The sequence below is a fragment of the Paenibacillus ihumii genome (genome assembly GCF_001403875.1).
GTDB classification, from domain to species: Bacteria; Bacillota; Bacilli; order Paenibacillales; family Paenibacillaceae; genus Fontibacillus; species Fontibacillus ihumii.
On record NZ_LN884299.1, the window covers coordinates 3,986,798 to 3,998,647 of the forward strand.

An 11,850-nucleotide genomic window follows, 5' to 3' on the forward strand; every position below is an offset into this window, starting at 1 on the left:
CCCGATAAGGACGCTCTCTTGGATATTCTTGTTTTCAATTAAAAATCACTAGGTGTATCTATCCATTCCAAGTCGATAATAATAGAAACCTCGATCTTATCGTTCAGTATCTTATTCCTATAATCCTTTCCTGCTTCTGTAAAGGATACATACTTTGCAGTATACTGGTGATTCAGCACTTCTACGTATCGACTCGACATATTCCTATTACGCACTCCACATGCACCGTATGCGGGAACATATCCACCGGCTGTACCTCCACCGTCCGGTACCCGCCGTCCTCCAGAATCCGCAAGTCCCTTGCCAGCGTCGACGGATTGCAGCTTACATATACGACTCGCTCCGGCTTCATCTCCAAGATCGTCTCCAGCAAGCGGGGATCGCAGCCTTTGCGCGGTGGATCAACCACGATCACATCAGCTTCAATGCCTTGCTCCTTCCAGCGGGGGATAACATCCTCCGAAGCTCCCACCTCAAACGTCACATGCTTCATCCCGTTCAAATCGGCATTGCTGCGGGCGTCGTCGATCGCTTCCTTAACGATTTCTACCCCATATACGCGTTCAGCGTGCTGCGCCAGGAACAAAGAAATCGTCCCGATGCCGCAGTAGGCGTCGATAACGGTCTCTCTTCCGGTCAGCCCCGCATATTCCACCGTCTTGCTGTACAACACTTCGGTCTGCACCGGATTCACTTGGTAAAAAGACCGCGCCGAGATCGCAAACTGCACGTCTCCGATATAATCATAAATGACGTCGCGTCCCCAGAGGACGCGGGTTTCGTCGCCAAAGATGACGTTGGTCTGCTTCGTGTTCATGTTCTGGCAAATGCTGACCACCTGCGGGAGCTGTTCCCGGATCAGGCTGATCCAGGCCTCAACATGTGGAATGTCCTGCCCATTGGTGACGAGGACAAGCATCATTTCCCCGGTGCGAAAAGCCTTCTTCACGACGACATGGCGCAAGAGGCCTCGCCCCGTCTCTTCGTTGTAGGCGGTGATGCCGAGCTCGCGCCCGATCGCCTTCACGCGGGTGACGACATCATCGTTATGCTCATGCTGGATCAGGCAGGTCTCCATGTCGACGATGCGGTGGCTGCCGCGGGCATAGAAGCCTCCCACCAGGGCGCCGTCGGTGACGCCGACGGGCACCTGGGCCTTGTTGCGGTAGCGCCAAGGCTCCGCCATGCCGAGCGTCGGCAGCACGACCACGCCGCCCTCCCATGTACCGGATGCTACCTCCTACACGCCCTTTCTGCCCCCGTCTTCGTCCAGCTGGCTCGCCATGTCCGGCAATTTCTTACGCACTTTCCACGCCACGCGCAGCTTGCCGATGCGCTCCAGCGCATCGACCACGTGCTGGCGCTTCCAGGCCAGCTGGCCCGCGTAGCTTAAGTGCTGCAGCTGGCAGCCGCCGCACTTGTCGTAAATGCCGCACGGCGCAGCTACGCGATCAGGGCTGGCTTCACGCAGCTCAAGCAATTTGGCATAGCCGTACTGCTTCTTCGTCTTCAGCACCTTCACGAGCACCTTCTCGCCCGGAAGCGCTCCAGCTACAAACAGCGTGTAGCCCTCTGCCCGACCCACGCCCTCGCCGTCGTGGTTCATGCCGATGATATCGATAACAACTTCATCATTTTTGCTGACAGGCAATCCGGCGATTTCTGGAGCCTGCTGCTTTCTAGCGCCACGCAAATTACCGCCACTTCCATTTCTGCTTCGTTTACTAGAGCTGCGGATACCTGTCTCGCGCTCCGCCGATCCGTAGGCACGGCCCGCTGATTCCTTCCTGCCCGCGGTCCCATTACTTCGCTGCCTCTTCATTGCTGGTACTTCACTTCTTTCTTGTAAGGTTATTCCCTCATATTTAGAAAATCTGCCAGGGTTTCTGTTTCTTCACGATTCCCGTCTTTTAGTGGCTGCCGGTTCTGTCGGTTCCGCCGGTTCCGCAAGTTCTGTCGGTTCCGCCGATCCTGCCAGATCTGCCGGATTTGTCAGGTTTGTCCAGTCTGTCGGATCTACTAAACCTCCTAGGTCTCCAGGCCATCCGTTCTACCAGATATCCTGATCTTAATCTTCTCTCTTCAGGTCTTCAGGTCTTCAGGTCTTCAGGTCTTCAGGCTTTCGGATCTTCTGCTCCTGCCCTTCCTGCCCGTCCTGCCCTTCCTGCTCATTTCACTCTCCAGGTCCTCCAACTCTCAAGTCTATAACATCTTTCCGTTCCCCAGGTTTCAGGCCCTTCAACTCTTCCCGCTTTTCCTATCTTCCTGCCATTCCCGCCCCACTGTATCTCATCCAAGCATAACCCATTACAGCATTGTCTGATCTCCTCTCATGCCGCCTTCATGAAGCCGGGGCTGTTCCCCGCATCCTGCATGCTTCGGAAACAGCCCCTCTATATTCATCAAAATATCGACTTTTCACTATCCTCTTACCCTGCAATCCACTCAAATCCGACGATATAGTCAGCGTAGGTTGATCGCCTCGCCAGCACAGCACAATACAGCCCAGTACAATACAGCACACTACTGCATAGTACAATACACTAACGTTTCCCAGCAAACGAACCTGCCAGCTAATCCTCTAACCCGCTAACCCTCGCACCTAAGCAAAAATCCGCAAATGCGACGGCAAAATCTCGAACACGCCAGGCAGCTCTCCGCCCAGCTCACCGTCCAGATTCAGCTGGACCAGGCCCGGCGAGGTGACCTCCATCCGTCTCGTCTTGAAATAGACGACGCGCGGATCACTGAAATGATCGCCGCGCAGCGCCATCGTCAGCAGGCGGATGAATTCGGCCAGGTTGCATTTGCGAACCGCAATGACATCCAGCAGGCCGTCATCGATCCGCGCATCCGGCGCCAGCTTCTCGAAGCCGCCGACGGAGTTGCTGTTCGCGATCAGGAACAGCATGAACTCGCCTTCCAGCACCCCATGCCCCTCGGCGCGGATAATCAGCTGGGTCGGCGACAGGCTGGCCACCTTCTCGATGCCCTTCATATAATAGGCAAGCTGGCCGATCATCGTCTTAAGCTTGCTGGGCACCTCATAAGTCAGCTCTGTGAGCGAGCCGCCACCAGCGATATTAATGAAATGGCGCCCGTTCACCTTGCCGATATCGATCGGCCGCGTCTTGTTGTCGATGAGCAAGTCGCAATAATCCTCCCAACGCTTGGGGATCCCTATAGCGCGGGCAAAGTCATTCGTCGTTCCCATCGGGAAGATGCCGAGTGGCGGCAGATTCTCAAGTCCTGCCATCCCGTTCACGACCTCATTCAGCGTGCCGTCACCGCCAGCTGCAATGATGATATCATAGCCGCGCCGCACCGCTTCCGCCGCTTCTCGCGTCGCATCGCCTTCACCCGTCGTGGCATGGCATGACGTCTCGATGCCGGCCAGATCCAGGCGGTCCAGCACGTCAGGAAGCAAGCGCCGCATCTCCTCCCGCCCGGAGGAGGGATTATAAATTAACCTAGCCCTTTTCATGTTATGAACGCCACCCGTTTATCATAATTTCAATGACCTCATTATATGCAATATTTGATCCAACATCCAGTGAGGCAGCAGCGAATGGGGAAGCAGCGCTTCTCCCGAGTAGCGATAGGCCATCCCCTCCAGCCTGGAAGGGATGGCTTGCTTCGTGAAATACCCTGCACTTAAAAATAACGGGGCGATCAGCACCTCATATCCCCGTTCTTGCCAATAGTTGACCTTCCTATGCACGCTATCAGGATTTAACAGCGCGAAATCAGTTGCGGCTACGCCGCCAATCTCCTTGACCCGCGCTGCCAGCGAGGAGATTCCCCGCTCCCAGCGCTGGCGGAAGCCCTCATGCCTGCTGCCGTGGCCGATCAGCAGCAGCGCTTCCCGCCCTGGCTCCCGGGACATTGGCTTGACTTTATCCCAGATCATTTGCGCAACCAGAGGATGGTCATCTACAGGCTCGCCAAAAAACACGCGTGCAGAGAGGCGGAAACGTTCCAAATCCGTCTCCTTCTCCGGCGTGTCTGTAACCCCGAGCGCATAAGCGATCTCATCCACATGCGTGCTCCCCGAGGACATAAACAGGGGAATAACGATCATATCGGTGACGCCCTGCAGTTCCAGCCGGTCGATTCCGTCCTGTATGAGGCGGCCGTCCACAATTTCAAGGAAAGAGGCTTCCACGGGAAGCCCCTCCGGTAATTCTGCCCGAACGGCGGCTACCGCATCATCCACAAGCTTCACCCAGTGGCTGTCCGGTGACCCGTGGCTGATAACGAGAACGCCGGGACGCAGCTGGCGATCCGCCGCAAGCGTCTCCTGCGTATTTTCCAACTCAACGTTCACTTGCCCTTGGCCTTGCCCGTAATCCTGCTCCCACGCCCCGAATGGTCCGCGCAGCACGTCCAAGCTTGGCTTCATTAGCGCCCCAGGCGTTCAAGCGTCATCTTGTACCCGTCATTACCATAATTCAGGCAGCGCTTGACGCGGGAAATCGTCGCCGTGCTGGCTCCGGTCTCCGCCTCGATTTGATTATAGGTATTTCCTTTGCCGAGCATGCGCGCCACTTCCAGGCGCTGGGACAAGGATTGTATTTCGTTAACGGTGCATAAATCATCAAAAAAGATGTAGCATTCCTCGATATTCTTCAATGTAAGGATAGCTTCAAATAATTGGTCGATCGTTTTATCATTCAACTTCTTAAGTTGCACTGATTAATCATCCCCTACGGTTACTATAAACACACCTTCATTGTACCTGAGCAGCAGCCTGCTTTTCAAGCGTTAACGGTTTCACGCTTCACAGAAATAACGCCCAAATATGCAAAGGCCCACCCTACCCGGGACATTCGTCTATACACTCGCTATACACAGCACATACAGTATAGTAATGCAAACGCCTATTTCCACCCTAAATATTTTAAAAGGACAGTGATATTATGCCTCATTATTATCCCCCTCATCGCAGCGTAACGCCCCCTGTGCCGTATACGAACTATTACCCTGGGATCGATCCGTTGGAGACGCCATCTGCCCAAAAAGCGGAATCCTCCGCTCTGGTTCCTTATTCGCCACAGCCTGTGGCCAGTGAGAGCGCATCGCTTCCCGCCGCCTCAGGCGGAGCCTCGAAATCCTCGGGAGGCTTCTCCCTGCCGAATCTGGGCGATCTCAAGGGCATCGTCGACAGGCTCGGCGGGATTGAAGGGATACTGGCCACGGTCGGCAAAGTACAGAAGGTCATGCAGACCGTTCAGCAGTTCGCCCCTATGGCCAAACTATTCACAGGACTGCTCCCTGGTGCCAAAAAAGGGCCGGGGCTTCAGGGCGGCAGAAACGACCGGCTGGACGAATACAGACCCCGCCGGCGGCGGAGCAAAGGAGGCAGCCGCAAGGGCAGGCCGCGCCGCAAGACGGGATCCCGGGGAGCCGGCAAATCCGGCAATCGCCGCCGCTGAACTAGCGGCGGCGCTTTGCCGGGCACAATAGAACGCCAGACCCGGCTTATTTAAACCAGCCGCGCTTCCGGAACGCCAGAATCATCCAGATGCCCAGCACGCCCATGACTCCAAGTACAGCAAAATATCCATATCTCCAGTTCAGCTCCGGCATATTCACGAAGTTCATCCCGTAGATTCCCGCAATCAGCGTGAGCGGCATGAATACAGTCGTAATGACCGTCAGCGTCTTCATGATGCCATTCATCCGGTTGGAGTTCAGCGAAATATAGGAATCCCTTAAGTCTGCGGTCATCTCGCGGTTGCTCTCAATCATCTCGGACAGCTTTAGAAGATGGTCATAGATATCCGAGAAATGCACGCGCGGCTCCTTCTCTCCTTGAATATGCTGGGAGTTCAAGACCCGATACATTAAGTCCCGCATCGGTACAATCGTACGCCGCAGCTTCAGCAGGCGGCTCCGCAGCACAAAGACCTGATTCAACAGCACCTCAACGGACTCCCGGCCCCCTTGCTTTTCCAATTCGTCCAGATCGTCCTCGATCGAATATACGCAGGGGAAATAATTGTCCACCAGACTGTCGATCACCACATAAGCCGCAGCATAAGGCCCCTTCGACCAAATTTTCCGGTCATGCGTCCGGCCCCGCATTTTCTCCCAGGCCTGATCCACTTCCGCCAGCTTCTTCTTATGATAGGACACGAGATAGCTGCTGCCGATAAACAGATTGACCTCGACCGTTCGGAGCGTTTCCGGGTTCATGGCATGCAGCACAAGAAATTGGTACTCCTCGTAATAATCCAGCTTCGGCCGCTGCAGGACATGCAGGCAATCCTCAATGGCCAGCGGATGGAATCCGAAGAAGGAGGCGAGCAGCTCGGACTCCTCCTCTGTCGGTTCATCAAAATCGACCCAGCACCATACATAGCTGCCCTGGTGGACAGCCTCCAGCGGTAAATCCGTTTTCACCTTGTGATCCTGCGTAATGCCCATGATTCGCAGCATGGCCGCCCCTCCTAAATTCATTTTCCTCATCGATTTCAATAGAGGGCCCCGCATATCCAAAAAAAGCCAACCCTTGGTATTCCAAATGATTGGCTTTTTTAATGCGTTCTAAAACAGTATGGTGTAAATGATTCCGGCGAGGATAGCAACGATCGGAATCGTGATCACCCAAGCGATGACAATTCGTCCGGCAACTCCCCACTTCACGGCCGAGAAGCGCTTGGCAGACCCTACGCCCAGAATCGCGGATGTAATGGCATGCGTAGTACTGACCGGCAAGTGGAACAGGGTCGCTCCGAAAATAACCGAAGCTGCGGACAGATCGGCTGCGAAGCCGTTGATCGGCTCGATCTTGAATATTTTCGTCCCCATCGTCTTGATGATTTTCCAGCCGCCGATCGATGTCCCGAGGGCCATCGCTGTCGCCGCAGCGACCTTGACCCAGAACGGAACGTCCATATTGTCCTGGTAATTCGCCGTGACGAGAGCGAACGTAATGATCCCCATCGCCTTCTGGGCGTCATTGGTACCGTGCGTGAAGGCCTGGATGGACGCCGTTACGATCTGCATCGAGCGGAACCCTTTGTTGACCGTATGCGGACTGCGCTTGGCGAAAATCCATTTCAGGATCATCATCACGACATAACCGATGGCAAAGGCGATCAGCGGAGAAAATATAAGTCCTTCGATAATGGTCGTAAACCCGCTCCAGTTGAGGTTCTCAGAGCCGGCGCCGACGAATACCGCGCCAGCCAGGGCACCGATCAAGGCATGCGAGGATGAAGAAGGGATACCGAACCACCAGGTAACCAGATTCCATATAATCGCCGCAAGCAATGTCGCAACCAGGATCTCCAGGCCGTTATCCAGCTTCGCCGGATCGGCTACGCTGCCGCCTATGGTCTTCGCTACGCCCGTGAACATCATCGCCCCGATGAAGTTCATGACCGCGGCGAGCATGATTGCGGTGCGCGGCTTCAATGCGCGTGTCGATACCGAGGTCGCTATCGCATTGGCGGTATCATGGAACCCATTGATGAAGTCGAAGGCGAGCGCCAGAAAGATGACAATCAGTATGATGATTAAACTCGTATCCATAGTCTCATTTATTGCACAGATCGTTGTATATTTATATCATCCGCGCAATTCCAACCTCCCGAAATATTGAATGATGAAGCGAAGTTATGATTATGAATTGCGCATGATAATGGATTCCAGCATATTGGCAACGTGCTCGCACGCATCTGTCGTCGTCTCGAGACGTTCGTAAATTTCCTTCTTCTTAATCAGAACGATCGGATCGGTGACTTTAGCGAACAGCTCCTTGATGCAAATCCGCAGCAGCTCGTCCCCTTGGTTCTCAAGGTCGTTCAGGCGGATGGTATGCTCCCGGATTGCAAGCAGCTTCTTCTGGGACAGCAAATGAACCGCCTTTTGGATTTCATAAGCGGAGGTCCGCAGAATTTCTGCAAACTGAACGATATGCTCGTCCGGCTCGCTCAAGTGATACATGAAGAAACGGGAGGTCGTTGCCTCCAGGCCGTCAATCACGTCATCGAGCGTCGTCGTCAGGTTCATAATGTCATCACGTTCAATCGGTGTAATAAACGTCTTGTTCAGTTCGACAATAATTGTGTGCGTAAAGCCGTCACATTTCGACTCAAATTCCTTCATTTGCTTAGCGAATTGCTCTACATCCTTTAATTCCGATACCTGCTGGGCGAAATAATCCGCCGAATGCACGATCGTATCCGCCATATTTTCTAACGTCTGGAAAAAGATATCCTTCTTTTTCGCTCGCATCTCTTATCCCCTTTTCTCTACGTGTGTTTCTGATACACTCGGATGACATAACCCTGAATATCTTAACACAATTAGCGACAACATGAACACTTTTGTTACAAACATTTCACGTCTTCTATCTATAATTACCCTTTAAGCGCCGTCCCTATCCCTTATATTTCATATAGAAGGAATAGTTTCCTTATATTCGACTTATTGTACTGTAAAACGACTATCAAATCCTGGTTCATTTGGCACAACATTCACATATGTAATCCCCGGGTAAAAAGGAATCTCCACATTGTCCTTTACAAAACGGATGATATCGCCGGATTTGCGGATCCATTGGCCGCGGATCATGCTGCCGCGCTGGAAGATCACGGCTTCCCCGCCCATTTCCAGATCTACGCTCAGCCGTCCTACCTCATCCAGAACCTTATGATCCGCCCCCATAATCACGACATTGGCCGCCGTCAATTGGCTGCCTGTATCAAGATCATTATGCGGCGAGTCGTTGATGAATCGCTTGTACAATTTCGAAGCGGCATCATATTCATACATTACCCGGTAATTATTAAGCTGAAATTTAACCTCGACCTGCCCGGCCGGGGTTCCTTCACCCGGGTCATCTTCCTCGCGGTATGGATATGTCGGCACGTTCTCATCCTCGGCGGCAAAGCCTCTTTTAACCGTGCCTTCAAGCAGCTTCTCTATATTGGTGTACAAATTATGCGGCGCCTTCCGCGATTTATCCCTCCAGAAATAGGCGCCGGCATTCGTAATCTCATCCAGGTCTTCCTTGCGCTGCTGCTGAAGAATAGCAAACGCATCATTGCTTGCTCCCGCGTGAACGAGTACGCCGTGATAGCTCTCCCCGAGGTCGATCATGTAAGGCCGTATGCTGCGAACGGGACCGATACGGGTCGTCTCATCCCCGCTCTGGTAAATCGCGATCAGCCGGGTAACCCCGCCCTCCGCCAGCACCTCATATATGATATCCGCCTGGCCCAAGCCGGACTGCGGCCTGGCTGCCGGAGCATTGTTGATCATGACTGCAAGCGGCCTCCGGGTCACCGGCTCCTCTACCGGCAGGCCGGTCAAGGGCGCCTTATACAAGATTGGCGGCTCCTCTACGATCGGCTCCTCGGCAAGCACCGGGATCTCCTGCTCCTCGTTCCCGCTTCCCGGCGCGGCGGCTTTCTCCTGCCCGCAAGCCGGGATAATAAACAGGCTCGACAACAATAAGAACAACAGCATGCGTTTTGGTCGGTTTGATCGGTATGATCCATTAGAACAATTCAAATTCATATCCTCCGAGCACCATGTTTTTCCTCATATTATACGCCGAATGTCTATAGGACGGAAAGACATGATTGCCAGAAGCAATAAAAGAAGCGCAGCAGCCGAGCAAATCGGCAGCTGCGCTGTGACCTTCATACAGGATATTCGCTTCTGTTATATTTCAGTCTCTAAATCATCCAATGCTGCCAATCGCTCTGGACGGCTTCCAGACCGCGGAGCCATTCCTTGGTCTTCAATAGCAGCTGATCGCGGTGCTCGCTGGAGGAATACGTGTGATCGCCCTGAAAAATAATTTCCTTGTCGCAGCGGCCTTCCGAACGCATCCAAAACACCTTCTGAAACAGAAAGGCATAATCGACCGGTATCGCGTCGTCCGAGGTGCCATGAATAACCAGCACGTCCCCGTTGAACTTGATCGCCTCCTGGAAGGGCTGATAATTGCCGAGCGAATCGAAGAACGCGGGGGTGAACCCGTAGCCGAGATAATCCGCGATGCCCTGATCCTTCGACCGGTCATAGACGTCCCGGCCGGTGATCTTCACAATGTCATTGAAGGGATAGCCGACAGCGGACCACAGGATGAGCTTCCTGACGCGGCGGTCCCGGACGGCCGTAAGAAGAGCGACCGCTCCGCCAAGACTATGCCCGATAAGGATCACCTGCGTGGGGTCAATGTCCCCGCAGCTTAATCCGTAATCCAGAACGGCGCGCGTCTGGGCGATCATGGAATCGATGCCTTGCTGCCCGTATTCTCCGCTGCTCTCCCCGCAGCCGATATAGTCAAACCGGATGACCAGATTGCCCTCCCCGGCCAGATCACGGGCCGCCTTGACGAACAGGCGGTCCACGCCGATCCGGCTGCCTACAAAGCCGTGGCAAATGATGATCAGCGGCACCCGATCCTTGCACCGTCCCTCGCGCTTGACTGTACCGTCAGGGTAATGAATACTGGCCGTTATTGTCTCTGCTCCATGATTAATGACGATTTGCCGTTCCATCCGCTCAGCCTCCTAATTCCGCAATGCGATATATCAATTAATCCGATAAGTTTAATATGAATTATACACTTATCTTAGCATTACAAGAGACTGAGTGTCAATCGTTTCCTTCATTAATCATAATACTGGCGAAAATAACTTTGCGTCAGCTCCTGGCCTTCCCTGGATCCGATTCCCGGAATATCTCCTTCAAGCCACGGCTCCGCATCCTGCACAGACCACTCCTCCGCAGCGAATTCCACTTCCTCATCAATCGCCGTCACTTCTTCAAGGCTGCCTCTCGAATTACTGTTCAGCAAATATTTCCGGGTGAGCTCCGAATGGAACTTTACCATGGCTTTGTTACACCCCGCTTCTGAGAATTGGAAGAATGGCGTTCAATTCTTCCTGCCCATTATTGTTGGAGCCGCGCCGTCTTTTTATTCCAGCCTTATCCGTGATTCTCCAGACTCACTCATTTGACACTTCTGAGGACCCTTGCGGGAACAGCGAATCATGAAGTATACTACTGGAGAAAATCGGCAAAACACATACAGAAATGGGAGATTGAATTAGCCAATCCGCCTGGAAGGAGAGATTCATGTACATTCACGAGATGATCAGGGAGACGAATCAATTAAGAGGGCAGATGTCCCCGGCTAATGAGGCTTATTTCGGAGAAATGGTAATGTATTTCCGTTCCGGATCTAGTTCGCTTACCGAAGCCAAGGGTGAAGAGCTTCTGCTGGAGCTGGCCCGGCGCATCGTTAAGAACCAGGAGAAGAATATTTCGGCTTCCGAGCTATTCGGCGATAATCCGAGAGCATACTGCGAGCAGCTTGCGGAGGATGTAATGATGAGAAAGCCGCGCAGCCTGCAGGATAAAATCAAATATTACACGATGATCCCCTGGGTTGCGTTAACTTGGGTATTCTTCATTTACATGCTTACAGGCTTCTTTAGCAAGTGGTTCGGCGGCGAGCTGGAATATACCCAGATCAGCACGGCCTCGCTGCTTCTGATCGCCGTTCTCGCGATTGCGCTGATCGAAGGGGTGACCCGGTATCTCGGTCCAGGAAGCAAACGAAGAACGGAGCAGCCGAAGGAGCAGGAACAGCCTCAGGGCCGGCCGGCAACATTCAATCCCAGAACAATAGCGGTTTATATCGGGATTACCGCAGCCATCGCCATAGTCGGCCTTGTCTTGACCTGGCTTCTGCCCGCCTTCACCGTCTCGCCTTGGGACAGCCTTATCATTTTCATTATTGGCATCGTCGGCCAGAAGCTGATCTTCGGCCGGAAGAACAAGACCTAATTTATCGATTAGGATGCAGTATACAAAGGGGCC

Annotated in this window: 11 protein-coding genes and 1 pseudogene; 2 read left to right on the plus strand and 10 right to left on the minus strand. The window is 53.5% G+C overall.

Going from position 1 to position 11,850, the window contains the following annotated elements:
- Nucleotides 1-181: 181 nt before the first annotated feature.
- From rlmD to BN2762_RS25100, 4 genes and pseudogenes are all read right to left on the minus strand, one after another.
- Nucleotides 182-1,822 (minus strand): annotated as a pseudogene (rlmD, locus tag BN2762_RS25085) (23S rRNA (uracil(1939)-C(5))-methyltransferase RlmD).
- Nucleotides 1,823-2,602: 780 nt separating this feature from the next.
- A complete protein-coding gene (locus tag BN2762_RS25090) occupies nt 2,603-3,484 on the minus strand; it encodes a diacylglycerol kinase (protein WP_055109622.1) in 882 nt (293 codons plus the stop codon).
- Nucleotides 3,485-3,505: 21 nt separating this feature from the next.
- Nucleotides 3,506-4,402: a sirohydrochlorin chelatase gene (locus BN2762_RS25095; protein WP_083485170.1), complete on the minus strand. Its 897-nt coding sequence runs from the start codon at nt 4,400-4,402 to the stop codon at nt 3,506-3,508.
- Nucleotides 4,402-4,692, minus strand: a complete 291-nt coding sequence (locus BN2762_RS25100; RefSeq protein ID WP_055109624.1) for a YerC/YecD family TrpR-related protein — start codon at nt 4,690-4,692, stop codon at nt 4,402-4,404. The genes BN2762_RS25095 and BN2762_RS25100 overlap by 1 nt, the downstream gene beginning before the upstream one ends.
- A gap of 227 nt (nt 4,693-4,919) precedes the next feature.
- On the opposite strand from BN2762_RS25100, the gene BN2762_RS25105 reads away from it, so the two are divergent.
- A complete protein-coding gene (locus BN2762_RS25105; protein WP_055109626.1) occupies nt 4,920-5,435 on the plus strand; it encodes a hypothetical protein in 516 nt (171 codons plus the stop codon).
- Nucleotides 5,436-5,481: 46 nt separating this feature from the next.
- On the opposite strand, the gene corA is transcribed toward BN2762_RS25105, so the two are convergent.
- The 6 genes from corA to BN2762_RS25135 all read right to left on the minus strand — a co-directional run bounded on the left by corA (nt 5,482) and on the right by BN2762_RS25135 (nt 10,858).
- On the minus strand, nt 5,482-6,441 hold the full coding sequence (gene corA / locus BN2762_RS25110) for a magnesium/cobalt transporter CorA (RefSeq protein ID WP_055109627.1): 960 nt from the start codon (nt 6,439-6,441) through the stop codon (nt 5,482-5,484).
- Nucleotides 6,442-6,549: 108 nt separating this feature from the next.
- A complete protein-coding gene (locus BN2762_RS25115; RefSeq protein WP_055109630.1) occupies nt 6,550-7,539 on the minus strand; it encodes an inorganic phosphate transporter in 990 nt (329 codons plus the stop codon).
- 90 nt (nt 7,540-7,629) lie between these two features.
- Nucleotides 7,630-8,244, minus strand: coding sequence for a DUF47 domain-containing protein (locus BN2762_RS25120; RefSeq protein WP_055109632.1), 615 nt, complete (start codon nt 8,242-8,244; stop codon nt 7,630-7,632).
- Between the two features lie 192 nt (nt 8,245-8,436).
- Nucleotides 8,437-9,480, minus strand: coding sequence for a DUF3048 domain-containing protein (locus tag BN2762_RS25125; RefSeq protein WP_055109633.1), 1,044 nt, complete (start codon nt 9,478-9,480; stop codon nt 8,437-8,439).
- A 212-nt stretch (nt 9,481-9,692) separates the two neighbouring features.
- Nucleotides 9,693-10,523: an alpha/beta hydrolase gene (locus tag BN2762_RS25130; protein WP_055109635.1), complete on the minus strand. Its 831-nt coding sequence runs from the start codon at nt 10,521-10,523 to the stop codon at nt 9,693-9,695.
- Between the two features lie 113 nt (nt 10,524-10,636).
- Entirely contained in the window at nt 10,637-10,858 is a 222-nt protein-coding gene (locus BN2762_RS25135) for a hypothetical protein (protein WP_055109637.1), read from the minus strand.
- 245 nt (nt 10,859-11,103) lie between these two features.
- Between BN2762_RS25135 and BN2762_RS25140 the strand changes: the two genes are divergently transcribed.
- Nucleotides 11,104-11,817 carry a DUF1129 family protein gene (locus BN2762_RS25140; protein WP_055109639.1) on the plus strand — a complete coding sequence of 238 codons (714 nt, stop codon included), beginning with the start codon at nt 11,104-11,106 and terminating at the stop codon, nt 11,815-11,817.
- Nucleotides 11,818-11,850 lie beyond the last annotated feature (33 nt).

Bases quoted from the DNA above. Each gene is read 5' to 3' on its own strand.
- BN2762_RS25090 (WP_055109622.1), bottom strand. From the start codon at position 3,484: ATGAAAAGGGCTAGGTTAATTTATAATCCCTCCTCCGGGCGGGAGGAG.
- BN2762_RS25095 (WP_083485170.1), bottom strand. From the start codon at position 4,402: ATGAAGCCAAGCTTGGACGTGCTGCGCGGACCATTCGGGGCGTGGGAG.
- BN2762_RS25105 (WP_055109626.1), top strand. From the start codon at position 4,920: ATGCCTCATTATTATCCCCCTCATCGCAGCGTAACGCCCCCTGTGCCG.
- corA (WP_055109627.1), bottom strand. From the start codon at position 6,441: ATGCTGCGAATCATGGGCATTACGCAGGATCACAAGGTGAAAACGGAT.
- BN2762_RS25115 (WP_055109630.1), bottom strand. From the start codon at position 7,539: ATGGATACGAGTTTAATCATCATACTGATTGTCATCTTTCTGGCGCTC.
- BN2762_RS25120 (WP_055109632.1), bottom strand. From the start codon at position 8,244: ATGCGAGCGAAAAAGAAGGATATCTTTTTCCAGACGTTAGAAAATATG.
- BN2762_RS25125 (WP_055109633.1), bottom strand. From the start codon at position 9,480: ATGCTGTTGTTCTTATTGTTGTCGAGCCTGTTTATTATCCCGGCTTGC.
- BN2762_RS25130 (WP_055109635.1), bottom strand. From the start codon at position 10,523: ATGGAACGGCAAATCGTCATTAATCATGGAGCAGAGACAATAACGGCC.
- BN2762_RS25135 (WP_055109637.1), bottom strand. From the start codon at position 10,858: ATGGTAAAGTTCCATTCGGAGCTCACCCGGAAATATTTGCTGAACAGT.
- BN2762_RS25140 (WP_055109639.1), top strand. From the start codon at position 11,104: ATGTACATTCACGAGATGATCAGGGAGACGAATCAATTAAGAGGGCAG.